At 62.3% G+C, this 25,036-nt stretch carries 24 protein-coding genes, 1 tRNA gene and 1 pseudogene; 5 read left to right on the top strand and 21 right to left on the bottom strand.

What is annotated here, in order from left to right; all coding sequences use genetic code 11:
• Positions 1-31: 31 nt before the first annotated feature.
• The 3 genes and pseudogenes from Q0319_RS14375 to Q0319_RS14365 all read right to left on the bottom strand — a co-directional run bounded on the left by Q0319_RS14375 (position 32) and on the right by Q0319_RS14365 (position 2,691).
• Positions 32-811: an IclR family transcriptional regulator gene (locus tag Q0319_RS14375; protein WP_299453701.1), complete on the bottom strand. Its 780-nt coding sequence runs from the start codon at positions 809-811 to the stop codon at positions 32-34.
• 354 nt (positions 812-1,165) lie between these two features.
• Positions 1,166-1,807: pseudogene (locus Q0319_RS14370) on the bottom strand (glutamate synthase-related protein); the annotation flags it as partial.
• 269 nt (positions 1,808-2,076) lie between these two features.
• Positions 2,077-2,691 (bottom strand): glutathione S-transferase, encoded by a 615-nt coding sequence (locus Q0319_RS14365; protein WP_296470540.1) that lies wholly within the window; start codon positions 2,689-2,691, stop codon positions 2,077-2,079.
• A gap of 127 nt (positions 2,692-2,818) precedes the next feature.
• Here Q0319_RS14365 and purB point away from each other — a divergent pair, with 127 nt between their 5' ends.
• From purB to Q0319_RS14350, 3 genes are all read left to right on the top strand, one after another.
• Entirely contained in the window at positions 2,819-4,195 is a 1,377-nt protein-coding gene (gene purB, locus Q0319_RS14360; RefSeq protein WP_296470538.1) for an adenylosuccinate lyase, read from the top strand.
• A 114-nt stretch (positions 4,196-4,309) separates the two neighbouring features.
• A complete protein-coding gene (locus tag Q0319_RS14355; RefSeq protein ID WP_296470535.1) occupies positions 4,310-4,768 on the top strand; it encodes a cytochrome c in 459 nt (152 codons plus the stop codon).
• 119 nt (positions 4,769-4,887) lie between these two features.
• Positions 4,888-6,306, top strand: coding sequence for a DUF3300 domain-containing protein (locus Q0319_RS14350; RefSeq protein ID WP_299453696.1), 1,419 nt, complete (start codon positions 4,888-4,890; stop codon positions 6,304-6,306).
• Between the two features lie 16 nt (positions 6,307-6,322).
• On the opposite strand, the gene Q0319_RS14345 is transcribed toward Q0319_RS14350, so the two are convergent.
• The 4 genes from Q0319_RS14345 to Q0319_RS14330 form a co-directional block, all read right to left on the bottom strand.
• Positions 6,323-7,003, bottom strand: a complete 681-nt coding sequence (locus tag Q0319_RS14345; RefSeq protein WP_296470995.1) for a cytochrome b/b6 domain-containing protein — start codon at positions 7,001-7,003, stop codon at positions 6,323-6,325.
• A 69-nt stretch (positions 7,004-7,072) separates the two neighbouring features.
• Complete coding sequence (locus tag Q0319_RS14340) at positions 7,073-8,044, bottom strand: tripartite tricarboxylate transporter substrate binding protein (RefSeq protein WP_299453693.1); 972 nt, start codon at positions 8,042-8,044, stop codon at positions 7,073-7,075.
• Between the two features lie 61 nt (positions 8,045-8,105).
• The gene (locus tag Q0319_RS14335; RefSeq protein ID WP_299453690.1) at positions 8,106-9,422 is read right to left on the bottom strand and encodes an SRPBCC family protein; all 1,317 of its coding nucleotides are present in this window, start codon (positions 9,420-9,422) and stop codon (positions 8,106-8,108) included.
• A gap of 17 nt (positions 9,423-9,439) precedes the next feature.
• Positions 9,440-9,940, bottom strand: coding sequence for an aromatic-ring-hydroxylating dioxygenase subunit beta (locus Q0319_RS14330; protein ID WP_299453688.1), 501 nt, complete (start codon positions 9,938-9,940; stop codon positions 9,440-9,442).
• Between the two features lie 110 nt (positions 9,941-10,050).
• Between Q0319_RS14330 and Q0319_RS14325 the strand changes: the two genes are divergently transcribed.
• Positions 10,051-10,974 carry a LysR family transcriptional regulator gene (locus tag Q0319_RS14325; protein ID WP_299453685.1) on the top strand — a complete coding sequence of 308 codons (924 nt, stop codon included), beginning with the start codon at positions 10,051-10,053 and terminating at the stop codon, positions 10,972-10,974.
• Positions 10,975-11,027: 53 nt separating this feature from the next.
• Here the strand turns inward: Q0319_RS14325 and secF are convergent, their stop codons facing one another.
• The 6 genes from secF to Q0319_RS14295 form a co-directional block, all read right to left on the bottom strand.
• On the bottom strand, positions 11,028-11,960 hold the full coding sequence (gene secF / locus Q0319_RS14320) for a protein translocase subunit SecF (RefSeq protein ID WP_296470856.1): 933 nt from the start codon (positions 11,958-11,960) through the stop codon (positions 11,028-11,030).
• Between the two features lie 10 nt (positions 11,961-11,970).
• Positions 11,971-13,836 (bottom strand): protein translocase subunit SecD, encoded by a 1,866-nt coding sequence (secD, locus tag Q0319_RS14315; protein WP_296470859.1) that lies wholly within the window; start codon positions 13,834-13,836, stop codon positions 11,971-11,973.
• Positions 13,837-13,982: 146 nt separating this feature from the next.
• Positions 13,983-14,330 carry a preprotein translocase subunit YajC gene (gene yajC / locus Q0319_RS14310; protein WP_296470861.1) on the bottom strand — a complete coding sequence of 116 codons (348 nt, stop codon included), beginning with the start codon at positions 14,328-14,330 and terminating at the stop codon, positions 13,983-13,985.
• A 250-nt stretch (positions 14,331-14,580) separates the two neighbouring features.
• Positions 14,581-15,714 carry a tRNA guanosine(34) transglycosylase Tgt gene (tgt, locus tag Q0319_RS14305; RefSeq protein WP_299453681.1) on the bottom strand — a complete coding sequence of 378 codons (1,134 nt, stop codon included), beginning with the start codon at positions 15,712-15,714 and terminating at the stop codon, positions 14,581-14,583.
• Positions 15,711-16,736, bottom strand: a complete 1,026-nt coding sequence (gene queA, locus Q0319_RS14300; protein WP_299453679.1) for a tRNA preQ1(34) S-adenosylmethionine ribosyltransferase-isomerase QueA — start codon at positions 16,734-16,736, stop codon at positions 15,711-15,713. The genes tgt and queA overlap by 4 nt, the downstream gene beginning before the upstream one ends.
• Positions 16,737-16,853: 117 nt before the next feature.
• Positions 16,854-17,135: a peptidylprolyl isomerase gene (locus tag Q0319_RS14295; RefSeq protein WP_299453677.1), complete on the bottom strand. Its 282-nt coding sequence runs from the start codon at positions 17,133-17,135 to the stop codon at positions 16,854-16,856.
• 87 nt (positions 17,136-17,222) lie between these two features.
• Here Q0319_RS14295 and Q0319_RS14290 point away from each other — a divergent pair.
• Positions 17,223-17,307, top strand: a tRNA-Leu gene (locus tag Q0319_RS14290).
• Positions 17,308-17,418: 111 nt separating this feature from the next.
• Here Q0319_RS14290 and Q0319_RS14285 read toward each other — a convergent pair.
• The 8 genes from Q0319_RS14285 to Q0319_RS14250 form a co-directional block, all read right to left on the bottom strand.
• A complete protein-coding gene (locus tag Q0319_RS14285) occupies positions 17,419-18,609 on the bottom strand; it encodes an ISL3 family transposase (RefSeq protein ID WP_299453676.1) in 1,191 nt (396 codons plus the stop codon).
• 235 nt (positions 18,610-18,844) lie between these two features.
• Positions 18,845-19,228 (bottom strand): hypothetical protein, encoded by a 384-nt coding sequence (locus Q0319_RS14280; RefSeq protein WP_299453675.1) that lies wholly within the window; start codon positions 19,226-19,228, stop codon positions 18,845-18,847.
• A 685-nt stretch (positions 19,229-19,913) separates the two neighbouring features.
• Complete coding sequence (locus Q0319_RS14275; RefSeq protein WP_299453674.1) at positions 19,914-20,918, bottom strand: tripartite tricarboxylate transporter substrate binding protein; 1,005 nt, start codon at positions 20,916-20,918, stop codon at positions 19,914-19,916.
• 109 nt (positions 20,919-21,027) lie between these two features.
• Complete coding sequence (locus Q0319_RS14270) at positions 21,028-22,068, bottom strand: DUF6282 family protein (RefSeq protein WP_299453673.1); 1,041 nt, start codon at positions 22,066-22,068, stop codon at positions 21,028-21,030.
• Positions 22,069-22,199: 131 nt separating this feature from the next.
• Positions 22,200-22,820, bottom strand: coding sequence for a TetR/AcrR family transcriptional regulator (locus Q0319_RS14265; RefSeq protein ID WP_299453671.1), 621 nt, complete (start codon positions 22,818-22,820; stop codon positions 22,200-22,202).
• A gap of 153 nt (positions 22,821-22,973) precedes the next feature.
• A complete protein-coding gene (locus Q0319_RS14260; protein ID WP_299453668.1) occupies positions 22,974-23,216 on the bottom strand; it encodes a hypothetical protein in 243 nt (80 codons plus the stop codon).
• Positions 23,217-23,442: 226 nt separating this feature from the next.
• The gene (locus Q0319_RS14255) at positions 23,443-24,492 is read right to left on the bottom strand and encodes a GTP-binding protein (protein WP_299453665.1); all 1,050 of its coding nucleotides are present in this window, start codon (positions 24,490-24,492) and stop codon (positions 23,443-23,445) included.
• 8 nt (positions 24,493-24,500) lie between these two features.
• Positions 24,501-24,992, bottom strand: a complete 492-nt coding sequence (locus Q0319_RS14250) for a hypothetical protein (RefSeq protein ID WP_299453662.1) — start codon at positions 24,990-24,992, stop codon at positions 24,501-24,503.
• Positions 24,993-25,036: the final 44 nt, after the last annotated feature.

The raw sequence follows: 25,036 nt of genomic DNA, 5'->3' as shown, positions 1-25,036 counted from the left end.
CTCCTTCTCTCGAGATGAGCGCATGGCTTGGTTAACCTAACTCTGCGATGCTTTTTGCTCGTGCTACCAGCAAGTTGCCGACTTCGGCGATACGCTCCTGTAATCGCAATGTCGGTCCCCCTATCAATAGGGCATATGTCTCGCTGCCGAACCGGAAACCCGTAGCGATTGCTGTCGTATCAGGTTGGTATTCGCCAATTGCGACGTGGTAGCCGAGCCGCTCTCCCTCGGAAATCGTCTTGCGCAGCTTTTCTAGGTCAGTCACCGTATAGGGTGAGTAAGCGCACAGCTCGAGTTGTGCGAGGACTTGTTCGCGTTCGTCGGGGGGAAGCAAAGCCAAGAGCGCCCGGCCCGAGGCGGCGCTATGCATGGGCTTGATTTGGCCTGCGTAGGCGGTGAAGCGAAGTGTGCGGTTAGGTTCCACCACTTCTAGATAGAGGACGGTGGTTCCCTCTTGCTTGGCGATGATGGCTGTTTCGCCGGTGAGATCGCTGATTTCGTGCAATACCGGCGAGGCGAGAGAAAGAATTGGGTCGTGCTTGGTGATCGCTTCTCCGAGGTCCCGCCAGCGGCGGGTGGGGTAGTAGCCCTGATCTTTTCCCAACCAATAAACGTAGCCCCTGTTTCTCAACGTTTCCATCAGGGCATGGCAGCTCGATTTGGGCATATCGAGTTCTGCGCTTATCCGAGTGAGTGCGGCTGGCGTCGTCGTTCGGGCGAAGAACTCAAGGATTTCCAGCACACGCAAGGCGCTCTTCACTCCGGATAGCCGTTCGGTGCCCGATGACGCGATGTTTTCGTTTCCTTCCAACTGACTTCCTCTTCGAACCGGTGTATGGCCGGTCTTTCAACCTTGCCATACTTCGTCTTGTGTTCACATACATGAACGACTGTTGATGTATGAGAACAGTATAAATTTCAAGGGAAATTGGGGTCAAGGTTTTTTTGCCCTTCGCTAAGCTTGAGAGTGTTGGCGAATTGCCGATGCAGAGGTGTTGCTGTCGGACCGCGGGCCACAACTCGCGGCACAAAGGTCTCAGCTTCGAGCGCTTTGACCGGAGGCGTAAAGGCGTGAAGATGGATAGCTCTGCGTCTCGTAGGGCGCATAGCGCGTTCCGGCGAGCCGGCGGCACTAGGACAGGAATCCCTACGCAGATGAAGGGGCTCAGCGGAGAGCAGCGTGCTCACCGCCGTTGATCAGTTGACCTGCTGTGGAAGAAGCGCCGATTTGCTTGTCGAGATTCAGTGGCTCGCGTTCAAGCGGCCTCGGTCTGCTGCAGCATCGCCTCGAACGACTCGGCCTGGGCCATGGGCCAATATTTCCGGTAAACCGTATAGGAAGGCAGGCCACTGAGCAGTTCGCCCCGTTTGAGGAAGGGGAAGAGGCTGGAAAGCAGTTTGACTTCATTGCCCGAGACGCGGCGGACGATGTGTTCGGCGCTCAGTTTGGACGGATGGTCCAGGCCCGCTGCCGACACCAGCTCGCTGAGGGCGCGCTAGGTGTTGCGGTGGAACTTGTAGACCCGCTCCGCTTTGTCCGGCACCACGAGCGCACGTTGCCGCAGCGAATCCTGCGTCGTGACGCCGGTGGGGCATTTGTCGGTGTGGCACGCCTGGGCTTGTACGCAGCCGCAGTGCCGCCTTCGGCACCGTCCACCACGATGAAGTCCGGCGTGATGCCGGTTTTCAGCATGGCTTTGACGATCGCAAACCACTCCCAGGGGTGGTCCACGCACAGCTTGAAGCCTACGGGTTTGCCGCCCGACAGCTGGCGCAGCTCGGGGCGGACGAATTCGAACAGGAAGCGCAGGTTGCCCAGGATAGGGTAATTGCGACGGATGGCGTGCTTGGTCTGGGCCAGGTCGATGACGCCGAGCATCGCCAGGCCGGCGAACGCCAGCGCGAGGATGCTCCAGTCAGGGTCGTTCACGCTGGCGGCCCCGAATGCGACGGTGCCCAGTACTGCTAGGAAGAAGGCGGTGTATCGCGCGGCGAACCAGGGCTTGTAGGCCTCCGTTCATGCAGAACGGAGAAGCATAACAGTGGCGCCGCGCCGGGGCCTGTGGCGCCCGTAGCCTATGCCTTGCGGGGATCCGTCTCGATGAATGAGGGACGTTGCGACAGTTTGTCGAGCAACCGGGCCAGCCGCGGGTGGTCCGAGCGCCAATCGTGCTCAGGGAAGCGGAAGTCCAGATAGCCAAGGGCGCAGCCCACGGCCACGTCGGCCAACGTATAGCTGTTGCCCGCGCAGAACGGCTTGTCGCCCAGGCCGGTTTCCATCGCCTCCAGCGCGGCGATGATCTTGCCTCGTTGCCGGGCGATCCAGCGCTCGCTGCGCATTCCTTCCGGGCGCTGGGTATGCTCGATCCGTATCAGCACCGCGGCGTCCAATAGCCCATCGGCCAAGGCTTCCCAGCACTTGACTTCCGCCCGGTCGCGGCCGGACTGGGGGAGGAGGCGGCATACGGGCGTGATGGTGTCCAGGTATTCGGCGATGACCCGCGAATCGAAGACCGCGCCGCCGTCCTCCATGATCAGGCAGGGTACTTTGCCTAGCGGGTTCGAGTCCTGGATGCGGGTGTCGTCCGCCCACACGTTTTCGAGCTCGAATTGATAGTCGAGCTTCTTCTCCGCCAGGACGACGCGGACTTTGCGGACGAAGGGGCTGGCCAAAGAGCCGATCAATTTCATAGCGCGAAAAGGGGAAGGCCTAAAATCGAGCCATCCGGCGGGCGTGGGAATGGGCCGCGGAGTATACCATTCAGACCGCTTGCGCGAATGCTGCGGTGCTACAATTTCTTTTTACTTTCAAGCGCTTATGAAAACTTCCGACCAACTCACCCCCCTCAATGCATTGTCGCCGCTGGACGGCCGCTATGCCAGCCGTGGCGCGCAATTGCGTCCGCTTTTGTCCGAAGCCGGCTTCATGCATCATCGGGTGCAGGTCGAAGTGGCGTGGCTCGTCGCCCTGTCGGACGCCGGCCTGCCGGAGCTCAAGCCGTTTAGCGTCGCTGCCCGCCAGCGGCTGGCCGAGCTAGTGTCCGATTTTTCGGAAGACGACGCCGCCCGCATCAAGGAAATCGAGCGCACTACCAACCACGACGTCAAGGCCGTCGAGTATTGGCTGAAGGAAAAAGTCGCCGACAACGAAGAACTGCGCGCGGCGGCCGAATTCATCCATTTCGCTTGCACGTCCGAAGACATCAACAACACGTCGCACGCGTTGATGCTGCGCGCCGCCCGGGACCAGGTGCTCGTCCCGTCGCTGCGCAAGGTCTACGACAAGCTCGCTGCGCTGGCCGACCAGCATGCCGACCAGCCGCTGCTATCGCGCACGCACGGCCAACCCGCCAGCCCCACCACCATGGGCAAGGAGTTCGCCAACATGGCGGCGCGCCTGGGGCGGGCCATCTCGGAAATCGAGCGGGTCGAGCCGCTGGCCAAGCTCAATGGCGCGACCGGTAATTTCAATGCCCACCTGGCGGCTTATCCGGAAGTCGATTGGGAGGCCTTTAGCGCGAAGGTGTTGAAGGGGCTCGGCCTGACCCAGAACCGCCACACCATCCAAATCGAGCCGCATGACTGGATGGCAGCCCTGTTCGATGCCGTGACGCGGGCCAATGTCATCCTCATCGATGTGAACCGCGACATCTGGGGTTATATCTCGCTCGGCTACTTCAAGCAGCGACTGAAGGCCGGCGAGATCGGCTCGTCGACCATGCCGCACAAGGTCAACCCCATCGACTTCGAAAACTCCGAAGGCAACCTGGGCTTGGCCAACGCCACCCTGCGCCACCTTGCCGACAAGCTGCCCATTTCCCGCTGGCAGCGCGATTTGACCGATTCCACCGTACTACGCAATTTGGGCGTGGCCTTCGGGTACTGCCTGGTGGCCTACGACGCGTGCCTGCGCGGCCTGGATAAGCTTGAGATCAACGCATCCGCCATCGATGCCGATCTGGACAGCTGCTGGGAAGTGCTGGCCGAACCCGTCCAGACGGTCATGCGTCGTTATGGCCTGCCCCAGCCCTACGAGCGCCTGAAGGAACTGACCCGCGGCAAGGGCATCAGCGAAGAAGCCCTGCGCGAATTCATCCTGGGATTGGAACTTCCCGAAGAACCGAAGGCCAGATTGTTGGCGATGACGCCTCGCAGTTACATCGGCCTGGCGGCCAAGCTGGCGCGATCGCTCTGAGCGTCCCTCCTATTGTTTCTCGCCGCATGGGGGAGGCTGGTGCTTCCCTCGCGGGGGCGCTTGGTTTAATTTCGCGGTACTCCAATTCTGTTCCGTTCCTCTTGGGAGCCCTTGATGAAGAAACTCGCGCGTGTACTGTCTGTAGCCTGTGTTGCGGCGGCGCCCTTGCTGGCTCCCGGCACTGCGGCCGCTCAGTTCGCCAAACCCGAGGATGCCATCAAGTACCGCCAATCGGTACTGACCGTCATGGCCAATCATTTCGGCCGCATCGCGCCGGTGGTGCGTGGCCAGCAACCGTATGACCCGGAGCAGGTCAAGGCAGACGTAGAGATCGTCGCGATGATGTCCAAGCTGCCGTGGAGCGCGTTCGGACAAGGTACCGAAGGCGGCGCCGCACGCCCGGCCGTGTGGTCGGAAGGCGCCAAGTTCAAGCAGGCGCAGGAGCGTTTGCAGGGCGACATCGCCAAGCTGGTCGCCGCTGCGCAGTCGGGGGACTTGGCCCAGGTGCGAACCGCCTACGGTGCGGTGGGAGCGAGCTGCAAGGCGTGCCACGATAATTTCCGCAACCGGTAATCGACTGAAATAGCTTTCGTGATTTGTAAGTGATTTGTTTCAAAAAAGCCGGGGCCATGCCCTGGCTTTTTTCATGGCGGAGCGGTCGAATACGGTGTCCCTCGTTTCAAGGAGGCCCCATGGCTTCCATTTCCCGAATCGCGTTTTGCCTGGCCGCGGCATTTGCCACCGTGACGCCTGCCGGGCCGGTTGCAGCCCAGGGCTCGGTGTCTGCCCGTAGCAGCCTGGCCCAGGCGGCGGAGCTCGAGCAGCTCGTCGCGCCCATCGCCCTGTATCCGGACGCCTTGCTGTCGCAGATTTTGATGGCGTCGACGTATCCGCTGGAGGTCGTGGAAGCCGCACGCTGGCGCAAGGCCCACCCCGATCTCCAGGGAGAGGCGCTGGAGTCGGCTTTGCAGGACCAGGACTGGGATCCCAGCGTGAAGTCGCTGGCGGCGTTCCCGACTGTGCTGGAGATGATGAACGAGCGCCTGAGCTGGACCTCTCGCCTGGGAGATGTGTTCTTGGCGCAGCAGGATGCCTTGATGGACACTGTGCAGGCCTTGCGTGCGCGCGCGCAGGCCGCGGGCAACCTGAATTCCAGCTCCGAGCAGACCGTCACGGTCACCCCCTCCTCGGGTGGCTCGACGGTCATCCGCATCGAGCCAGCCAGGCCCGAAGTGGTCTATGTCCCGATCTACGATCCGGCCGTCGTGTATGGACCGTGGCTCTATCCCGCCTTCCCGCCGTTTTATTGGCATCCACCGGGATACGCCGTCGCCGGCACGGTGTTCTCATTTGGCGTCGGGCTTTTCATCGGCCATGCGCTCTGGAGCGGTTATGACTGGCATGCCCACAGGGTGAAGGTGGTCAACGTTCATCACTACAACCGCTTCAATCGTACCCGGTTCAGCCACGTCGACTGGAAGCACGATCCGCATCACCGGCGCAACGTGGCGTACCGCCTGCCTTCGCACGGGCACGGTTTTCACGGCGGAGACTCCCGTTTTGCCAGTCGGGAGAATTATCGTCCGCGCGCAGACGGTTTTCGGCGGGAGTTGCCGCATATCGATCGCACGGCCTTGCATGACCGCGGCGCGGCTTGGGGCAATGGGCAACACGGCATGCTCCCGAGAGGAGCGCCAGGGCGGCCCCCGGGCCGCGCTGAGGAAGGGCCGCGCGCTTCGGGCCTCGATCGCCCGGTCCAGGGCGGCCGCCGCCCCAACATCTCCCCGCGCGGGCCGTCCACGGACCGGGGGCGGGACGTGACGGTGAGGGCGCCCGGCACTGGCGTGTCGCGGCCTTCGGGGGGCGTGCAAACGGGGCGGGAAGGAGGATGGGGGGCCGGCGGTCGCTCCGGCACACCTAGTCCTCACGCCAGACCGAAGTGGGAAAGCGGGCCCGCGCGCGGAGTGGGCGGACCGCAGGCAGGCCGCCCGTTCGGAGGCAGGGAGATGGGCGGCCGAGACATGGGGCGCGGCTCCATGGGACCACCTGCTGGAGGCGGTCGCGGCGGGCCGTCGTCAGGGGGCGGGCGGCACGGAGGCCGCCTCAACTGAACGACCCGCAAGGCGGTCAGAAGCCGGCAGGGCGCATCGACACGATGCCATACACCACGGCTGCGACGATGGCGGCGATGGCGAGGGCGAGCAGTCTCGTTCCTGTCGTGTCGCGCGTGGAGTCAGCCCCGGGGGCGAATTCGGAGGCAGGCGCATCGCCGGTGATCATGGCGCGCGTGAGCTTCTGTTTTTTCGCTACGCGATACCAGAGGATCGCGGCCACGTGGAGCGCAACCAGGGCAAGAATGATCCACTCGTTCAGCTTGTGAAGACCGGTGAGCCGGTCGGACCATGCTTTGTCGACCAGGCTTGCCAACGGGCCTTCGGTGAAGATGTCGTCGTTGGCGAAGAGCCCCGTGACGGCCTGGTAGCCCAGCAGCAGGATCATCGCCAAGACGGACCATGCCCCCAAGGGGTTGTGGCCAGGGCGGCGGGGCGTCGTTCCTTTCAGATACGCCAGGACCGCGCACGGTCCGCGCAGGAAACTCGAGAACCGCGCATGCTGGCTGCCTACGAAGCCCCACACGATGCGGAACAGGATCAGCCCCAAGACAGCATAGCCGAACAGCATGTGGTACTCGGTCCAGAGGCCGCCGGCCTTGATGGTCACGTATGCACCGACGACACAGGCGACCAGCAGCCAATGGAAAATGCGTACCGGAAGGTCCCAGACGCGGATTTTGCTTGGAGTGGACATAGGCAAACCGTCGAGGTCAAAGGTGCCTTATTGTGCCATCGCCCAACTTATCCGTAGGCTGCCACGCCGCTATTCCTGCAGTTCGATGTTCGCCTCGCGGATGACCTGCGCCCACTGTTCCGTCTCTTTCTTGATTTGGGCGGCGAACTCGGCGGGGCGGGATGCGACGATCACCATTCCCAAGTCTTCCACGCGCTTCTTGACCGCAGGCAGGGCCAATGCCGCCGCGGTATCGCGTTGGATCTTGTCGATGATTGCCGCAGGCGTGCCCGTGGGGACGACCAGCCCGATGAGCGCCTGGACGGAGAAGCCGGGATATTTTTCCGCGACTGCCGCATAGTTGGGATAGGCCGCCTCGCGCTGCGGGCCCGTCGTCGCAAGCATTTTCAACCTGCCGGATTGAATGTGCGGCATGAGAGAAAAGATCGGGTCTATCATGACCATGACGCGGCCGCCGATGACGTCGGTATGTGCGGGGGCGCTTCCCTTGTAGGGAATGTGGGTGATCTGGATGTCCGCCTGGCGCGCGAGGAGTTGGCCGGCCAAATGCGAGGTGCCTCCGGTGCCGGGGCTCGCGTAGGTGAGCTTGCCCGGATTGCGCTTCGCATAGTCGATCATTTCGTCGAGGGTATTGAAGGGTGCATTGGGATTGGCGGCGATGGCCAGGGGCACCCGGATCAATTGGGAGACGGCCGTCAAATCCTCGTTCTTGTAGAGCAGTTTTTTCTGCAGGCTGGGATTGATCACAAATGCCGAGTTCACGACGCCGATGGTGTAGCCGTCCGGGGCCGCCTTGGCGACCGCCGCGGTGCCCAGCATGGTGCTCGCGCCAGGCTTGTAATCGACGATCACCGGGTGTTTCCAGGTCTCCGCCAATTGCTGGCTCACGATGCGGGCCAGCACGTCCGTGGGCCCGCCGGCGGGGAAGGGCACGATCATCGTGGTCGGCCCGTGGGGGTAGGAAGTCTGGGCGCTGGCAGGGCCGGCCAAGGCAGCTGTGGCCGCGAGCGCGGCAGCCAGGAAGTTTCGACGAGCGGTCATACGTGTCTCCGGTTATAGGTATGGTGGGTGAGGCGGCAGGTCGGTGCAGGGGGGCGCATCACTATGGCTGTTGCGCACGGCACATCAGCCGATACCACTCGCGATAGCCGTCATGAAAGCAAGTTTCGTCTCCCATGGTGCGAGGCCCAAGCCGGCCGTCGACGCGCTGCATGCCGAGTTCTGCACTGTAGGGCGCGAGGGGCGGCATGTCGCGGGTGTCCAGTCCGCGTAGATAACCGGCCGTCCAGCCGGCAGCCTTGGCCGGGAAACCCGCTTGGCTGTACTCGTACGCGACGTTGTCGTCGGGCGTGGCGAGGCCGCTCGCGTTGAAGAAGTCTTCGTAGTCCCTGATGCGGGCGGCGCGCATGTCCTCATCCTCACCCTTGGGGGCGAGGCAGAAAGTCCGCATTTCTGTCTTGTCCACGGCCAGCGGATGGATGACCCGGAGCATCATGCTGGTGACGTTGTCCACGATTTGCAGATTGGGGAAGATGGTCAGGTTCCTGGCGCGCAAGGCCCAACGCAGGCGGGTTTCGTCCATCGTGGCGGCGTAGGCTTGCCGGCGCCGGGCAAGGAGCGCAGCCGTCGCCCGGCTTTCTCGCCAGGTCACTGCATGCCCGTGTCCGAAACTGAAGGTACCCTGGGTTTCCGGCACGGCTGGGGGCGGACCGCCCGCGTAGGCCTCTGCCGGCCGGCGCGCCAGGAGCTCCACGTACGATGCGTGCGTGGATGAAAAGTGGTACATGTCCAGCGAATTTTCCAACTGCAGCTTCCAGTTGGCGTCGAACGTGTAGCTAGTACTTCCGGGCACGAACTCCAGGCCCTCGGGTCCCTGGTCGGCGATGAGGTCCAGGAAGACGCGCGCGTCGCCGAGATATTCGGAAAGGGAGGGCACGTCTTCCGAGAGGCTGGCAAAGAGGAAATCGCGGTAGCTGTCGAAGCGGGCGACGGGCGCCAGCCCGTGTTCGGCAGCGTCGAACCAGTCCGGATAGCGGCCCTCTTCCTGGTTGGTGACGTACTGGTTGCTGCCGTCGCTCCCATAGACCCAACCGTGGTAGCGGCAGGTATGGGTACGCCTATTGCCGCTGCGCCGGGACGTAAGCATCATGCCCCGGTGCCGGCACGAGTTCAGCAGGCAGTGAAGCTTGCCTTCGCCGTCCCGCGTGACCAGGATCGGCTGGCGGCCTATCCGGGTCGTGAAAAAATCGTGTGCTTCCTGCAGTTGCGTCTTCAGCCCGACGAATACCCACGTGCGCTCGAAGATCGACGCCAATTCGTGTTCGAAGATCTCCGGGCTGACGAAGGCGTCTCGATGGACGCGGAACACGCCTTCGTTGGGACGGTCGTCCAGGAGCTTGGCCAAATCTAATTGCTGCATCGCCATTTCCTTTCCCGTCAGATGCAGTAGAAATCGAGCACGGTTGGCACTTTGTCGTTGATCAGCAGCGCCTTCTTGCGCGCGATGCGCGGCAGTCCATTGCGCATCAGGAGCGTGTGCTCATAGCGGGCGGCCGATGTGCGCAAGGCCTCGGTGCGCAGGTCATAGACATGCGTCACGCAGTACGATCGCACGATCCATGCGTCGGTGGAATCGTCCCGGGCGACGAGCGGGTTCGTGATGCAGTGCATCGTACGCGGCAGCGGCTGGGATGCGAGGGATTTCGTTCCCGTCGCGCGCTTGACGCGTTCTTCCAGCCTGTTGCGGCCGCAGGCGTAGATGAGCGATACCTCCCTGGACGGATCGCTCGTGGGAACGTGATCGTCCTTCCATGCGGGCACCCAGAAGACGGCATCCGGCAAATAAAGATCCAGCCATTCCTCCCACCGTTGCTCATCCAAGTGGCGGGCCTCGGCGTAGATGAGGTCGATGAGCGTCTCGTTTGAAGCGTTCGTCATAGTTCTTGTCGCATGAATGGGCGTCTCGGCGCCTGGTGAACGGCCTCATTAGACGGCTGGTCATTTAACAAGTAAAGTGAGGAAGACTTGTTAACTAAAAAGTGATTCTTATGAATGTCTCGACGCGGCAGTTGAAGGCGTTCCTGTGCCTGGCGCGACTGCAAAGTTTCACGCGGGCGGCCGAGCAGTTACATATCACCCAAGCCGGGTTGAGTTTCATGATGCGCGACCTGGAGGCCCAGTTCGACTGTCGCTTGTTCGATAGGACGACGCGGGCGGTGTCCCTCACGCCGGCCGGGCAGCAGCTGGTGCCCCGTGCAGAACGCATGCTCGCCGAGTTCGACGAGGCATGCGTTGCCCTGGGCAAGATCAGCGCCCACGCCAAGCGCGTGCTGACGGTCGCCGTAGCGCCCGTCGTCGCCGTGAGTCTCTTGGCAGACGTTTGCAAGCGCTTCGCGGAGCTCGAGCCGGGCGTAACGGTCCGGCTGCGCGACGTGAACAAAGAGCGAATATTGGCGATGGTAGAGAGCGGGGAGGTAGACGTGGGGTTTTGCGCGCAGCCCAGCACCACGTCGGGCACGGACCGGCTCTCGTTGTTCAAGTGCCGCTTGCTCTGCATCGCCAGGCCCGGCACGCTGGATCTCAAGCCCGCCCGCGGCGGAGGCCTGCCCGTGATCCGCTGGGCGCAATTGCCCAAGCTTCCCATCCTGGCTTCCGCCGATCCGAGCCAGGGCCTGATCGATGAGTACCTGGAGAAAATCGGTCGGGCCCATGAAGAGCGGCCGGCTTATGCCAGCATGCCGACCATCATCGCGATGGCAGCGGGCGGGTTCGGCATCGGGTTCGTCCCGTCGTTCGCTTTGCCTATTTGCCAGCGCCTGGGGGTGGAGGTCGCATTGCTCCAGCGCCCTTCAGTCGAGATCGATTTTTATCGCATCACCAAGAAAGGACGGGAGATCCCCCGCCTGGTCGATCCTTTCGTGGCCTCTTTCGTCGAGGTGGCGCGCGCCGCGGGCGTCGCCCAGTCGTTCTGAATGCAAAAAAACGCCCGGCGGCGCCGGGCGTGGGAGAGTAGGGAAGTGGCGGGTTAGCCGACGACCTCTTCCGTATTCTTCTTGACTGGCTTGACCAGGTCTTCGCGCTTGACGCCCAGCCACATGGCGATGGCGGCGGCCACGAACACCGACGAATAAATGCCGAACCAGATGCCGATGGTCAGGGCCAGCGAAAAATAGTGCAGCGACGGACCGCCGAAAATCAGCATCGCGATCACCATCATCTGGGTCGAGCCGTGGGTGATGATGGTGCGGGAAATGGTGGCCGTGATGGCGCTGTCGATGACTTCCCTGACGGTGGCCTTGCGCTGCTTGCGGAAGTTCTCGCGGATCCGGTCCATGATGACCACGGATTCGTTCACCGAGTAGCCCAGCACGGCCAGCACGGCAGCCAGGACCGGCAGCGAGAACTCCCATTGGAAGAAGGCGAAAAAGCCCAGGATGATGACGACGTCGTGCAGGTTGGCTACCACGCCGGCCACGGCGAACTTCCATTCGAAGCGGAAGGCGAGGTAGACCATGATGCCGATCACCACGAAAAGCAGTGCGAGCAGGCCGTCCTCGGCGAGCTCCCTGCCTACCTGGGGGCCGACGTACTCAACCCGACGCAGTTCGACGCCCGGATCGGAGGCCTTCAAGGCTTCGATGACTTCGTTGCTCTGCTGCGTCGACGTCTTGCCTTCGACGTTGGGCAGGCGAATCATCACGTCGCGCGAGGTGCCGAAGTTCTGCACCTGGAAGTCGCTGTATCCCTTTGCGGCAATGGTGGAGCGGACCTGGTCCAGTTCCACGGCCTGCGGGTAGGCGACCTCCATGACCGTGCCGCCGGTGAACTCGATCGACAGGTGAAAGCCCTTGGTCGCGATGAAGAACACCGCCGCGAGGAAGGTGATTAGGCTGATGACGTTCAGCACCAATGCATGGCGCATGAACGGGATGGTCTTGCGGATGCGGAAAAATTCCATGGTGTGCGACCTATTCGGGTTTCCAGACCTGGCCGATCGATATCTTGGTGAGCTTCTTGCGTCGGCCGTACCAGAGGTTGGCCAGCGCGCGCGCGCCGACGACGGCAGAGAACATCGAGGTCAGGATGCCTATGGTGTGGACGATCGCGAAGCCGCGCACGGGGCCGGAACCGAAGGCCAGCAGGGCGACGGCAGCGATCAGCGTGGTCACGTTGGAGTCCAGGATCGTGCCCCAGGCGCGCTCGAACCCGTAGTGGATGGCTTGCTGCGGGGTGGCGCCGTTACGCAATTCCTCGCGTATCCGTTCGTTGATCAGCACGTTGGCGTCGATCGCCATGCCTAGCGTGAGGGCGATGGCAGCGATGCCCGGAAGCGTCAGCGTGGCCTGCAGCATGGACAGCAGTGCGATCAGCAAGAGCAGGTTCACGGCCAGCGCGATGACCGAGAACACCCCGAACAGCCCATAGTAGAGCATGATGAAGATCGCGATGGCGGCGAAGCCGTAGACCACCGAGTCGAAGCCCTTCTTGATGTTGTCCGCGCCGAGGCTCGGGCCGATGGTACGTTCTTCGATGATCTCCATGGGCGCGGCCAGGGAGCCGGCGCGCAGCAGCAGGGCGACGTCGTTGGCCTCGACGGTGGTCATGCTGCCGGAGATTTGCACGCGGCCGCCGCCGATTTCCGTGCGGATGACGGGGGCGGTGACGACCTCGCCCTTGCCTTTCTCGAACAACAGGATGGCCATGCGCTTGCCGACGTTGTCGCGGGTGACGTCGCGGAAAATGCGGGCGCCCTTGGCGTCCAGCGTGAGGTGCACGGCGGGCTGTTGGGTCTGGCCGTCGAAGCCGGCTTGGGCGTCCTGTAGGTTTTCGCCGGTCAGGATGACCTGGCGGCGTACCAGGACGGGCCGCCCGTCGCGGTCGGTATAGCGTTCCAGGCCAAAGGGAACGGTTCCGCTCGCGAGTGCGCTCAGCGCTTCGGGCGAATCGTCCACCAAGCGTACCTCCAGGGTGGCGGTCCGGCCCAGGATGTCCTTGGCCTTGGCGACGTCCTGCACGCCGGGCAGCTGGACGACGATGCGGTCCGCGCCTTGTTGCTGGATGACCGGCTCGGCCACGCCAAGCTCGTTGATGCGGTTGTGCAGCGTCGTAATGTTCTGGCGCAGCGCGTTGTCTTGCGCGGTCTTGATGGCTTGCGGGCTGAGCGTGCCGATCAGCTTGAACTCGCCGGCGGCGTCCTGCTCGGTGAGCTGGAGATCGGGCAGCGCGTCGCGCAGCACGTTGCGCGCATTGTCGCGCGTGGCGGCATCGCGCAGCTTGATTTCTATGGTTTGCCCGACGCGCTCGATGCCGCCGTGGCGGATGTTCTTGTCTCGCAGCAGCGTGCGCACGTCGCCGGTGATCGCGTCATAGCGCTTGGTCAGCGCGCCCTTCATGTCTACCTGCAGCAGGAAGTGCACGCCTCCGCGCAGGTCCAGTCCAAGGTACATGGGCAAGGCGTGCAGGGAGCGCAGCCAGGCGGGAGAGGCCGAAAGCAGGTTCAGCGCGACGACGTAGCTCGGATCCGAAGGGTCGGGGTTGAGCGCCTTCTCGAGCAGGTCGCGTGCGCGAAGCTGTAGGTCGGTCGAGGCCAGGCGTACCCGTACTGTGCCGACCGGCCCATTCTGCTCGAAGTACAGCCCCGTGTTGGAGATCCCAGCGCCGCGCAGGATTTCGTCTACGCGTTGGGTCATGTCGTTATCCACCTTGACGGTGGCCTTGGCGCTGGAGACTTGTACGGCGGGGGATTCGCCGAAGAAATTCGGCAGTGTGTAGATGAAGCCAAGCACGACCGCGACCGCGATCATGATGTACTTCCAGAGAGGGTAGCGATTCATCGGTAATCAAACCTCGGAAGGCTGGAGCGTCGGCGCCAGTACCCCGTCGGGGGTACGCCGCAGAATGCGAAAAAGGGGCGGCGCTTGGCGCCCGCCCCCTGCAAGGCATCGATGCCGCGGGAGCGGCATGGACGCGAGCGCCCGGCTCACAGGGCCTTGATGGTGCCCTTGGGCAGCACGGCCTGAACGGCGGTCTTCTGGACCAGCACTTCGACCGGCTTGTCGCCTTCGCGCGCGATTTCCATCGAAATGTAGGTATCGCTGACCTGCGCGACCTTGCCCAGGATGCCTCCGGCCGTGACCACCTCGTCGCCTTTGGCCAGCGCGGCGATCATGTTCTTGTGCTCCTTTTGGCGCTTCATCTGAGGCCGGATCATCAAGAAATAGAGGATCACGAACATCAGGACGATGGGCAGCATTCCCATCAGGGCGCCTTCACCGCCAGCCGCAGGAGCTTGCGCCAGGACGTTGGCGAGCGCGTTGGTTGTCAACATTTTTTCTCCGGAATCAAGGACTTGCGTCGAAAATAACTCAAAATTGTAGCCCAGGCCGTCTTGGGAGGGGCCTGGGCGTATTCAGGGATAACCCACATCGTTGCCACGGTGGGCAAACGCCGCAAGTGTCTGGCACGCCTTACCGCCAGGTGAGGGGGCATTCTAGACGCTATGGAGGCCGGGCGGGGGCCGAGGGGCGAGGACGCGTCGCGCAGACTGTCATCGCCCTTTGCACTGCGCCCGCGGCGGCCTACACTCCCCTGGCGCGGTTGGCTGCGAACTCCGCGCGCCAGGCGGCAAAGCGTCCGGCGGCAATGGCGTCGCGCATCTCCTGCATCAGGTTCAGGTAATAGTGCAGGTTGTGAATGGTATTGAGCCGCGCGCCCAGGATCTCGTTCGACCGGAACAGGTGGTGCAGATAGGCGCGCGAGAAATTGCGGCAGGTATAGCAGCTGCAGCTTTCGTCCAGCGGGCGGGTATCGTCCCGGTAGCGGGCGTTGCGGATCTTCACATCGCCGTAGCGGGTGAACAGCCAGCCGTTGCGTGCGTTGCGGGTCGGCATGACGCAATCGAACATATCGACGCCGTTGGCGACGCCGTCCACCAGGTCTTCCGGCGTCCCGACGCCCATCAAATAGCGGGGGGCGTCCTGGGGCAGGCGTGGCGCGACGTGCGCCAGGATGCGCTGCATGTCTTCCTTGGGTTCGCCAACGGAAAGGCCGCCGATCGCATACCCATGAAAGCCGATGTCGGTGAGGCCAGCGAGGGATTCATCGCGCAGGTGTTCATACATGCCGCCCTGCACGATGCCGAACAAGGCATTGGGATTCTCCAGCCGGTCGAACTCCGTGCGCGAGCGCCGCGCCCAGCGCAGCGACATGCGCATCGAGGTCGCGGCCTCGTCCGCGGTCGCAGGGCGGCCGTCGATCTCGTAGGGCGTGCACTCGTCGAACACCATGGCGATATCGGAGTTCAGGCTGCGCTGGATGCGCATGGATTCCTCTGGGGTCAGCATCAGGCGCGCGCCGTCGATGGGGGAGGCGAACCGCACGCCTTCCTCGGTGATCTTGCGCAGGCCTTCGAGGCTGAATACCTGGAATCCGCCGGAATCCGTCAGGATGGGCTTGTGCCACTGCATGAATCCGTGCAGGCCGCCATGGGCGTCGATGATCTCCGTGCCGGGGCGTAGCCACAGGTGGAACGTATTGCCCAATACGATCTGCGCCCCGATCTCCACGAGTTCGTTGGGCGCCATGGCCTTGACCGTGCCGTACGTGCCTACGGGCATGAAGATGGGCGTTTCCACCACCCCGTGATTCAGCGTGACGCGGCCGCGCCGCGCCTGGCCGTCGGTGGCCAGCAGTTCGAATTTGAGTCCGTTCATCGTTCTATAAACATCGCGTCGCCGTAGCTGAAGAACCGGTAGCGCTCCGCCACGGCATGCGCATACGCGCGGCGGATGGGTTCCATGCCGGCAAAGGCGGAAACCAACATCATCAACGTCGACTTGGGCAGGTGAAAATTGGTCACCATCGCATCCACGACGCGGAACTCGAAGCCCGGCGTGATGAAAAGGCGTGTGTCCCCCCGGGTTTCCCGCAGCGGCCAATGCGCCGCCGCCGCCGACTCCAGCGCGCGCACGCTGGTCGTGCCTACCGCGATCACCCGGCCGCCGGCATCGCGGGCTTGGGCGATGGCATCTGCCGTTTTCTGGGGAAGCGTGTACAGCTCGCTGTGCATCACGTGCTCGGATACCTTTTCCGCGCGGACCGGAAGAAATGTGCCTGCGCCCACGTGCAGGGTCACGAAAGCCATCCGGATGCCCTGCGCCCGCAGCGTCTCGAGCAAAGGTTCATCGAAATGCAGGCCGGCCGTGGGCGCCGCGACCGCGCCGGGTTCGCGCGCATAGACCGTCTGGTACCGGGTGTCGTCGCCCGCGTCCGGGGCGTGGGTAATGTAGGGCGGGAGGGGTGTCTGCCCGTACTGTGCGAGCAATTCCAGCACCGGCCCTGGGAAGCGCAAATCGAACAGGTCGCCCTCGCGCCCCAGCATCGTCACCTCGAAAGCATCGGCCAGGCGCATGACCGCACCGGGTTTGGGCGACTTGCTTGCACGCAAATGGACCAGCGCCCGGTCGGCTTCAATGATGCGCTCGACTAGCACTTCCACCTTGCCACCGCTGCTCTTTTCACCGAACAGGCGCGCCTTGATGACGCGGGTATCGTTGAAAATCAGCAGGTCGTTCGGGCGCAGCAGGCCCGGCAGATCGGCAAACCGACGGTCGTGCAGGTCGCCGCGGGCGTCCAAGTGCAGGAGGCGACTGGCGGTGCGGTCGGCGGCGGGAGTTTGCGCAATCAGCTCGGGCGGGAGCGCATAGTCGAAATCGTCGAGAGTCAGCTCGGGCACGGCTAAGGGCTTGAAAAATTAGCGGAAAACCAGCCATGATAACCCGGCTGGCGGGGCTGCCCGTTCGCCGTACCGAGCCAACCGCCTTCGCCTCGAAGACGCGCCGAACCGACGCGGTCAGTCCTGCCGGCTGGTGACTTCCACCAAGTGGTAGCCGAACTGTGTCTTCACCGGTCCCTGCACTACATTGACCGGCGCACTGAAGACGACCCTGTCGAACTCCGGCACCATCTCGCCCGGTCCGAAAGTGCCTAAGTCGCCGCCTGCGGCGCGGGACGGGCAAGCCGAGTATTGCCGGGCCACCTCGGCGAAATCCGCGCCACCCTCGATCGCGGCCTTCAATTCATTGCACTGGGCTTCGGTGGAGACGAGGATGTGACGTGCGGTTGCGTAAGCCATGATTTGCTCCAGGGGGACTAGGGGACAGAGTACTCGAAATATGGGTATAATGCGCGCTTCCCTCCCCCGGCCGTTCGCGCCGGGATTGCCCGGGTGGTGAAATTGGTAGACGCAGGGGACTCAAAATCCCCCGCCGCAAGGCGTGCCGGTTCGAGTCCGGCCCCGGGCACCAGAATCAGTCCTTTTCAAGGTTAGCCGTCACTCTCGCCAACTAAGAAGACGTTCCGCATTGGCTCGGGTAGTACGGGGGGGCTCTACCCCATAAACGGGGGATGAGCATTCATCAGACCCGGTTAATCACACCGTTCCAACCGCACTGAGCCAAGACTCTCATGCGGTAATTCTCAAAATTTCTGAACCCAAACGCCCGGCGCGAGAGCATTTCCATCTTCGTGTGGAAGCCCTCGGTAATCCCGTTGGATTTAGTGAACCGCCACATCCGCACGATGGGCTCGAGCCACGATAGTAACGTCGCCGCCAGCGCCTTGGCTGGACTTTGCTCGAACTGCCGGATCAGAGCCAGGAATTTCGGCAGCATTTTTTGTGCGCGTTTGGCCTTTAAGCTCTTCAAAACCAGAAATCCGTTGAGCTGCTGTTTGGCGAAATACAACGCCTGCAGCACCGGCATCTGCGCCAGATAGCGGTGCAGCCTTTCCTTCTGAATGGCGGTCAACTTCCAGCGATGACGACGCATCAGACTCAACAGCCCCCGGTTTTTACGACCGTCGGGATCGTGTTGTTGCCATAGCTTTAAGAAATGCTGGTTCACCAGTCGAATGACGTGGAAGCGGTCGGCCACAATCATGGCGTTGGGGAAGTGCTGTTGAGCGATCCGACGATAGGTCTCGGACAGATCCATCACGATCACGCGCACCTGTTCTTTACCCGGCAAACGCTTCAAATACCCGTGCAGGCTCGCTGCCGAACGCCCCAGCGTTACGTCAAAGACCTTGTGGTTCTTTAAGTCGACCAAGGTGGTGGCGTAGCCCTTTTTACGGCTGAAAAAATGTTCATCGATACCGAGCACCTGCGGGCAAGCACGCCCCGAGAGTTCGGATACGCGTTGCTTGACGAACGATTGATACCAGCGTTCGACCGTGGCGCTGCCGATGCGGTGAGTGGCTCTCAGCTTGCGCTGGCTGACGCCGCCTTCGTGAGCCTCGAATACCTCCAGCCGATAGGCCTCGGTCGCGCGCAGCCTGGGCCGAATCCCGGTAAACCGATGCCGGAAATAGCGATTGCAGTCGGTGCAGTGATACTTGGGCACACTCAGGTGCAGCACCAGCAGTTGATTACCCTGACGGGTGTGTTTGAGCGTGCGCCGATGGGTGGCCTTGATCCGCACCCGTGTGCAGGCGCAGTGGATGCAGGCCAGGTGTCGCCGGGGAGCGGCCCAGACGTGGATGTCCTGGGCTCGTTTGACTTCTTGGACCACCAGACCGGGTAACCCTAAGATAGAATCGATTGGGGACATCAGCATTGTTTCCTTTAGACAGGTTCTTCGCAAAAACAAGTCTAATGAATGCTGGTCGTCCCCCGTTTATGATGTAGAGCCTACGGGGGTCGCTCCACTCATTTCCAGGCCGCTACCATCTCAGTCCCTTTGCGCCTGGCATGGCTTTCGGTGCCAATGCCTCCTCCTCGCTGGGCTGTCTTGCCCTCACCCTGGAGACCAAAGCCTTACATGAACCCGCCGCGCGCATCGAGTCTCAATGTGCGCTCTCTTTGCTGCGCAGGCCGCAAACCTCGCTCGGGCATGCCGTTGCTGCCTCGGGAGCGTTGGCGAGGTAGACGATCCCTCCCTGATGGTTTCCTACGCGAACGTAGCCGGCCAGGTTGTTTTGGTGGCTCGTCATCTCGGCCAAGCGGTTCTCCAGGGCTTTGATCTGCTCGGCCAACGCATCCCTTTCTTTAGCAAGGGCGGAGTACGCCTTGACGAGCTGGGTGCAAGCGTCCTGGATATCGCTGGCATTGTTCTTGATGACAGAACTTAGCTCCGAGAGCAGTCGTGCATCATTGCTGGTAATGGCGTTTTTCGCCAGATCTAGGGATAGGCGTAGCACATTCAATGTGTGGGAGAGCCTGTTGTGCATGGTTGTTCTCCGCGAGCTAAGAGCTGTCTGGCTATGTCTCCAAGACTATCGATGGCCGATAGCTGGTCTTATCTTGTTGTGTACCCACCGCAGTGTGGGTGAGCGATCGTACGGAATCCCGCCCCTGGACTGGATACGGAGTTTCCCGTGGGCCCGAGGAAGCGAGATGTCGGCCCTACATAATGCTTTTCGGGACCGCAAGGTTTGGTTGAGGTCGCCTATCGGCGTGGTGGTCAGGATGCGTTCTTGATCATTCTCAAATCTCTTTCGGTTTTTGCCTTTGCATGCCTTGAGCAGGTATCGATGGGTATTTAGACTTTCCCACGTGGTCTGCAGCATTGACCCCTGCAGATTGCATGGGAAAGCCGATGGCCGGAGAGGTGGTTTTATGCGTGTCTCCTCCACGTCCGGCCCGAGGCTTTCTTGATGAAGCATGGGTGTCGTTTCGGCGTACCCCGGTGCTTTCATCCCCGCATGGCAAGCCCTGGACCCTGTTGCGCAAGCAGCAGGGTTTTTTTTGTCGAAGCGGCGTTGGTACGCGTGCTTGGCCTCCTTGAGAATGGAAAAGCCCCGGGACACGGTTGCGCCGCTTTTTTTTCGCGCGGAGTTCGCATGCTGCGGCGCTGTGTCGATGTCGTTGTTGACTTTGAGCGTGGCGTTGTCTCCGGCCTGGCCGGTTCAGACGCTACGATTCGTGCTTGACCCCCGCGAGCTTGACCAGCTTTCCTCGTATGTCGAGTTCGCGGGCAACGAATGCCCGGAATTCCTCCGGATTGGAGGACGGGGTGGCAATGAGCCCCAGATCGTCGACCTTTCGCTTTACGTCGGCCAGTTCAAGCATGGCTTGTACTTCCTTGGAAACGCGGGCGCTGATGGACTTCGGCGTGCCAGCCGGCATCACGATGCCGAACCACGAGGAGAACGAGTCGAATTCGGGCAGGCTTTCCGCCATCGTCGGTAAGTCGGGCAGGTTCGGCAGGCGTCGTACATTGGTGACCGCCAATGCGGTCAGCTTGCCGGTGCCAAGGTGAGGGACCACGGACGCCGTCGCGCCGAACATGAGGTCTACCTGCCCGCCCAGCACGTCCATGAGGGCCGGATTGGCGCCCTTGTAGGGGACGTGGTTCATGTTCGTGCCCGTCAGCAGCTTGAACCATTCCATGGCGAGGTGTTGGGGCGTGGCGTTGCCGGCGGACGCAAAGTTGAGTTTGCCATCGCGTTCCTTGGCGAGGGCTATGAGTTCTTTCACCGTCCGCACGTTCAGGTCGCGCTTTGCCACCAGTATCAGGGGAAACTCGACGACTTTCGCGGCGAACTCGAAATCGCGCATGCTGTCGTAGGGCAGTTTGGGGAAGAAGGACGGGTTGACGGCATGGGAGTCCGATATCAGGCCCATGGTGTAGCCGTCGGGCGAGGCCCTGCCGACCGTTTCGGTCCCGATGATCGTGCTGGCCCCGGGTTTATTTTCTACGATGACTTGTTGACCGAGGGCAGCGCCGAGTTTCTGGGCGACCAGGCGCCCCACTGCGTCGGCGCCCCCGCCAGCGGGATAGGGAACGATGAAGCGTATCGGCTTGGCTGGCCAGCTCTCAGTTTGCGCGCGGATGCCGGGCGCCGTGGCAAGCAAGACGGCGGACGAGGCGCTTTGCAAAAAGCGGCGGCGAGCCGCCCCCTTGGACTTTGATTTCATGGGTTGTCTCCTCTCTTACCCGAGCCGTGGGAGGGATGGCTGTCGTGGCTTGGGGCGGTATGGGTGGGCTTGATGGGTGGGTTCTCGTTTTGTTTGGATGCGCACGCGCTCAGGAAACGAGTGCGTGCTCGTATCCGACGACTCTTGCCGGGTTGGCGCAGCAGACGGTGTCTAGTTCCTGCGGGCTCAGGCCGAAGGCTTCCATGTATCCGCGTATCAACCGCATGCATTCCACGGAGTGCGGGAAGAGCGGTTCCCCTGCATCGCTGGACAACGTGACAGAGTCGACGCCGACCGCGCGGATGGCGTCATAAATTCGCTTGGGGTCGACACCGAGCAGTGGGGAAATTTCGTCGTAGGTGAAGTTCAGATAAATGCCGGCGCGCGCAAGCTCCTGCATCTGGCTGATGCTTAAGTCCACGAAGGGGCTGAATGGGTGGTCGATGACGCCGCGCTTGAAACCGATGCCTACCAGGAAGTCGGCTAGCGCGTAAATCTCCGGATGTGTCGCGTGTCCGAAGAATAAGGCAGCATCGCTGTCGGCGACTCTTCTGACGACCTCTTTATAGAAAGGTTTGAGTTTGCCGTTCTCGTCGATCAGGTAATGGCCGTACTTCAGCGCTTCTTCCCACGGCAGGGGAGGCGTGTGCGCCTGGGGGTCCGCGTCGGGATGCATCCAGATCGCTTTGCCTCCGACCTTATAGTAGGTGTTGGCATGGTTGAACACGGGGAGCCAGACTGCCACGACGCCGTCGTCGAGGTTTTCCTGCAGCCTTTCCAAGGAGGGCTCACGGTTGTCCATCGTAATTCCGTAGCCGGCCCAGCACTCGATGGGACGGATTCCGGTCTGGTCGGACCAGCGGTGCAGCGCTTCGACGACGCGGCGCACTTCGCGCGCCGGTTGGTAATCACCGGAAATCGGCCCTATGGTCTTGTAGAGAATGCCCGCCATGCCGTTCTCGGACGCAAGCTTGGCCAGGGACAGTGCGTCTTGCTGGCCTTCATGGGCGTGGCAATGGATATCGATGGCGTTCTGGACCCCGGGCGCTTGGGGAGGGTGAACGACGCCCGGGCGGTAGTTTCGCCGGGCAGGGTAGGAAGTGACGCATCGCTGGCGCACGGGGGTGGCGTGATCGTCGGGGGTGCTCATTGTCTCCAGCCTCTAAAAACATTCATTGTGCAATGAATGTTTTTAGAGGCTGTCAGTCCGATCGTCAAGCCTGAAGCGGCTATGAAAACCCTAGCTAGGGTGAACCCGTGGTCGCAAACGGTGCAAACCCGTCATTCGGGCTGGCTGCGCAGCGCGTTGACCAGCATTTCTTTCAGGAGGTCGAGCTCTAGGGACCACTTGGCATGGTTGGGACGGAACAGCATCCGCACCGCCAAGCCGCGATAAGTCCCCATCGCGATATGGCGCACGGCCGCTATGCGCTCGGTTTTCGTGGTCACTTCGGCCAGGGCCGCCGTCCAGAGTCGATCCAGGGACTGCTCGAAGGCCTGCAGCCGATCGGAAAGATCGGACCGTAAGACGGAATCATCTTGCACCGCGAGGAGGATTTGCAGGACCGCCAAGTAGTGCCTGCTGCTCACGATGCGCCAAGTCGCATCGCAGGCCTGCCCGACCCGTTCTTCCAGCGTTCCCCCCGTGACGGCCAACGATCCTGACTCACGTTCCAAATGCTCGCCGAAGTCATCGACAACGCGCAGCAGTAACCCTTCCCGGTTGCCAAAATGATGCTGGATGGCTCCGCCAGTCGCATTCGCGCGCTTAGCGATCTTGGTGTTGGGCGAACCGGTGACTCCGTACTCTGCGATGCAGGCGATGGCGGATTCCAGCAGCTTGCGCTCCATTTCCGCGCTGCGTTCTTCCTGGGTACGACGCTTCTTGGGTTCAGTCTTCATAACGAGCGCGTTCTTTTCATTCTATGACGCGAAAGCCCGTAGCTTAACCTCTCGGGCAGGGGACGACGTGCGGGGCAGCACGCGGCGGCCGCCTAGGCCGCCGTGCAGGGTGCAGCCGTCGCCGCGCCATCTGCCCCGCTCGTCATCCTGGGCTTACTGCAGAGACGGGGCGCGCAATAACCCCGAGTGCGCACCACATTTCCAGCAGATGAACGCCGTGCCAGTGATTTGTTCGGGTGTCACACGCGTAGCCAATACAGTGTTGCAGCGATGGCAGAGATAGTCGGTCACATTGGTCGTCTCCCGCCCGGCCGCGACGGCCGGACCGCGATAAACGGGCGGGAGAGGCTTCATGACGAAGGTCGGCATGGGGGGAAGCTTGACACGTTTGCTCATGAGAGATCCTCCAGGTGAGTGTGGCAAGATCCATCATTTATGCGGCTTTTACATCCATGATACTGCGCTTGCCAACCTGCCCCGGGAACCGCGGCCGGCGCAGACCCTCTTCGCCAGCGGCCCTATCGGTAAAGAAGGGGTTTTTGAATGTGAGCACAAACTAACTTTTGCTGCGCATGCGCCCTCTGGGCGACGCGAGGAAAGGGGGGGGCGGGCTGAGATGCGTTCACCCACTTCCGCGTGCCAGGGCCTGGGCCGCGCGGAACGCCGACTCGAGCGCAGTGGGTTCTATCGCTCGGGTAATGAAAACCAGGCGGGATTGGCGATTTTCGTCCGGCCAACGTTCGAGCGGCACCGCGGGGTGGAATATGTGCTGCACGCATTGAACGACGACCGGAGCTCCTTCGATGTTCAGGATACCTTTCATCCTGAGCAGGTCGGGGCCGCGTAATGCCGTCAACAGTTCCAGGGCACTGGTGACGGCGGCCCATGTGAACGGTTCATCGAACCTCAGCGAAAGCGTGCGTATGTTTTGCAGATGTGGGCGAAACGCTTTGCCTACGGAATCGTCTGCCATTTCTGGAGCGTCGAGGGGAGCTCCCAGGAAACTCGAGGCCGCGGTCGTAGGGCGTGTGCCGTCGAGCCCCAGGCCGGTTAGCTGTTCGGGTTCAATCTGCCCGTGCAGGACCTGCAGGACCGGAGCGCTTCCGTTGAGCCTGCGCAGCATTCGTTCCAATTGCACCGTTTGCCCTGGGCCGGCGAGATCCGTCTTGGTGAGGAGGATGCGGTCGGCCAATGCGACTTGCTTGGAGGCTTGGGGATATTCCTCCAACTGTTGGCCGCCATTGACCGCGTCGACCAGGGTGATGATCCCATCCAGGCGATAGTGCGCCGCCAGCATCGTATCGCTGAGCAGGGTCTGCATCACCGGTGCGGGATCGGCCAATCCCGTGGTTTCGACAATGACGCGATCGAAGTCCGGGATCACCCCGGAGCGCCGCTGTCCGAAAAGTTCGCGCAGCGTTTCCTGTAAGTCGGTGCGGACGGTGCAGCAGATGCATCCGTTGGCGAGCACGGAGACGTTTTCTGACGAGAACGCAACGAGGTCGTGATCGATGCCGATTTCGCCGATCTCATTGATGACGACTGCGGCGTTGCGCATCGATGGGTGGGGAAGCAGCCGGGTGAGTAGCGTGGTCTTGCCGCTGCCGAGAAAGCCCGTAACCAGCGTCACTGGGAACCGGCCGGCGATGGGGGCGGGCGAACCTGTTGTCATGGCGACGTTCATCCGACGTGCATTTCCAGAATGTAGAGGCCACCGCAGAAGCGATCGACGGTGTAGACGATACGGCGATCGTCTACATATACGTCGTTCAGCTGGATAGCGCCCACGGGAGAGAGTGAGGGCGCAGCCGGGACGTAGTAGGCCACTTCCTGCACCTGCCACGGGTTGCTCGTGTCGTAGACGCGGACGCCGGCATTGAAGAACGTGCCCACGATGATCCGATCGGAGCGGAACGAGCAGGGAGCGGGCAGGTTTTCGTGCAGGTTGTGCGCGCCGAACCGGCCGCCGCGACGCGCAAACGCCTCGAACGGTGGGGCAGGGAAGGTGCCGATCGGGACCGGGTTCGCCTCGTGGCGGGCGTCCACTACCCACACCAGCTTAGGCCAGTCTGCACCGTCGTCCTGAACGCATTCGTCGCTTACGATCCAGAGATTGCGCTCGAAAAGCGGCAGCACCGTAAGGGAGGCATGGGCCTGAACGGAGGCCTGCACGACGCGGTTAGCCTATTCCGGCACCTGACGGGCCACTGGGACGA

Source organism: uncultured Pigmentiphaga sp., assembly GCF_937950555.1.
Classification (GTDB): Bacteria; Pseudomonadota; Gammaproteobacteria; order Burkholderiales; family Burkholderiaceae_B; genus Pigmentiphaga.
Note: the sequence above shows the minus strand (reverse complement) of the source record. Positions and strands in the feature narration are given on the sequence as shown.

What these genes read in the sequence shown, in the direction of transcription:
- yajC (WP_296470861.1), bottom strand. Translation starts at nt 14,330, where the DNA reads ATGTTGACAACCAACGCGCTCGCCAACGTCCTGGCGCAAGCTCCTGCG.
- Q0319_RS14330 (WP_299453688.1), bottom strand. Translation starts at nt 9,940, where the DNA reads ATGACGAACGCTTCAAACGAGACGCTCATCGACCTCATCTACGCCGAG.
- Q0319_RS14285 (WP_299453676.1), bottom strand. Translation starts at nt 18,609, where the DNA reads ATGTCCCCAATCGATTCTATCTTAGGGTTACCCGGTCTGGTGGTCCAA.
- Q0319_RS14340 (WP_299453693.1), bottom strand. Translation starts at nt 8,044, where the DNA reads ATGACCGCTCGTCGAAACTTCCTGGCTGCCGCGCTCGCGGCCACAGCT.
- Q0319_RS14260 (WP_299453668.1), bottom strand. Translation starts at nt 23,216, where the DNA reads ATGAGCAAACGTGTCAAGCTTCCCCCCATGCCGACCTTCGTCATGAAG.
- Q0319_RS14345 (WP_296470995.1), bottom strand. Translation starts at nt 7,003, where the DNA reads ATGTCCACTCCAAGCAAAATCCGCGTCTGGGACCTTCCGGTACGCATT.
- Q0319_RS14350 (WP_299453696.1), top strand. Translation starts at nt 4,888, where the DNA reads ATGGCTTCCATTTCCCGAATCGCGTTTTGCCTGGCCGCGGCATTTGCC.
- tgt (WP_299453681.1), bottom strand. Translation starts at nt 15,714, where the DNA reads ATGAACGGACTCAAATTCGAACTGCTGGCCACCGACGGCCAGGCGCGG.
- Q0319_RS14255 (WP_299453665.1), bottom strand. Translation starts at nt 24,492, where the DNA reads ATGACAACAGGTTCGCCCGCCCCCATCGCCGGCCGGTTCCCAGTGACG.
- purB (WP_296470538.1), top strand. Translation starts at nt 2,819, where the DNA reads ATGAAAACTTCCGACCAACTCACCCCCCTCAATGCATTGTCGCCGCTG.
- Q0319_RS14275 (WP_299453674.1), bottom strand. Translation starts at nt 20,918, where the DNA reads ATGAAATCAAAGTCCAAGGGGGCGGCTCGCCGCCGCTTTTTGCAAAGC.
- Q0319_RS14365 (WP_296470540.1), bottom strand. Translation starts at nt 2,691, where the DNA reads ATGAAATTGATCGGCTCTTTGGCCAGCCCCTTCGTCCGCAAAGTCCGC.
- Q0319_RS14325 (WP_299453685.1), top strand. Translation starts at nt 10,051, where the DNA reads ATGAATGTCTCGACGCGGCAGTTGAAGGCGTTCCTGTGCCTGGCGCGA.
- Q0319_RS14295 (WP_299453677.1), bottom strand. Translation starts at nt 17,135, where the DNA reads ATGGCTTACGCAACCGCACGTCACATCCTCGTCTCCACCGAAGCCCAG.
- Q0319_RS14265 (WP_299453671.1), bottom strand. Translation starts at nt 22,820, where the DNA reads ATGAAGACTGAACCCAAGAAGCGTCGTACCCAGGAAGAACGCAGCGCG.
- secD (WP_296470859.1), bottom strand. Translation starts at nt 13,836, where the DNA reads ATGAATCGCTACCCTCTCTGGAAGTACATCATGATCGCGGTCGCGGTC.
- Q0319_RS14270 (WP_299453673.1), bottom strand. Translation starts at nt 22,068, where the DNA reads ATGAGCACCCCCGACGATCACGCCACCCCCGTGCGCCAGCGATGCGTC.
- secF (WP_296470856.1), bottom strand. Translation starts at nt 11,960, where the DNA reads ATGGAATTTTTCCGCATCCGCAAGACCATCCCGTTCATGCGCCATGCA.
- Q0319_RS14355 (WP_296470535.1), top strand. Translation starts at nt 4,310, where the DNA reads ATGAAGAAACTCGCGCGTGTACTGTCTGTAGCCTGTGTTGCGGCGGCG.
- Q0319_RS14280 (WP_299453675.1), bottom strand. Translation starts at nt 19,228, where the DNA reads ATGCACAACAGGCTCTCCCACACATTGAATGTGCTACGCCTATCCCTA.
- Q0319_RS14335 (WP_299453690.1), bottom strand. Translation starts at nt 9,422, where the DNA reads ATGCAGCAATTAGATTTGGCCAAGCTCCTGGACGACCGTCCCAACGAA.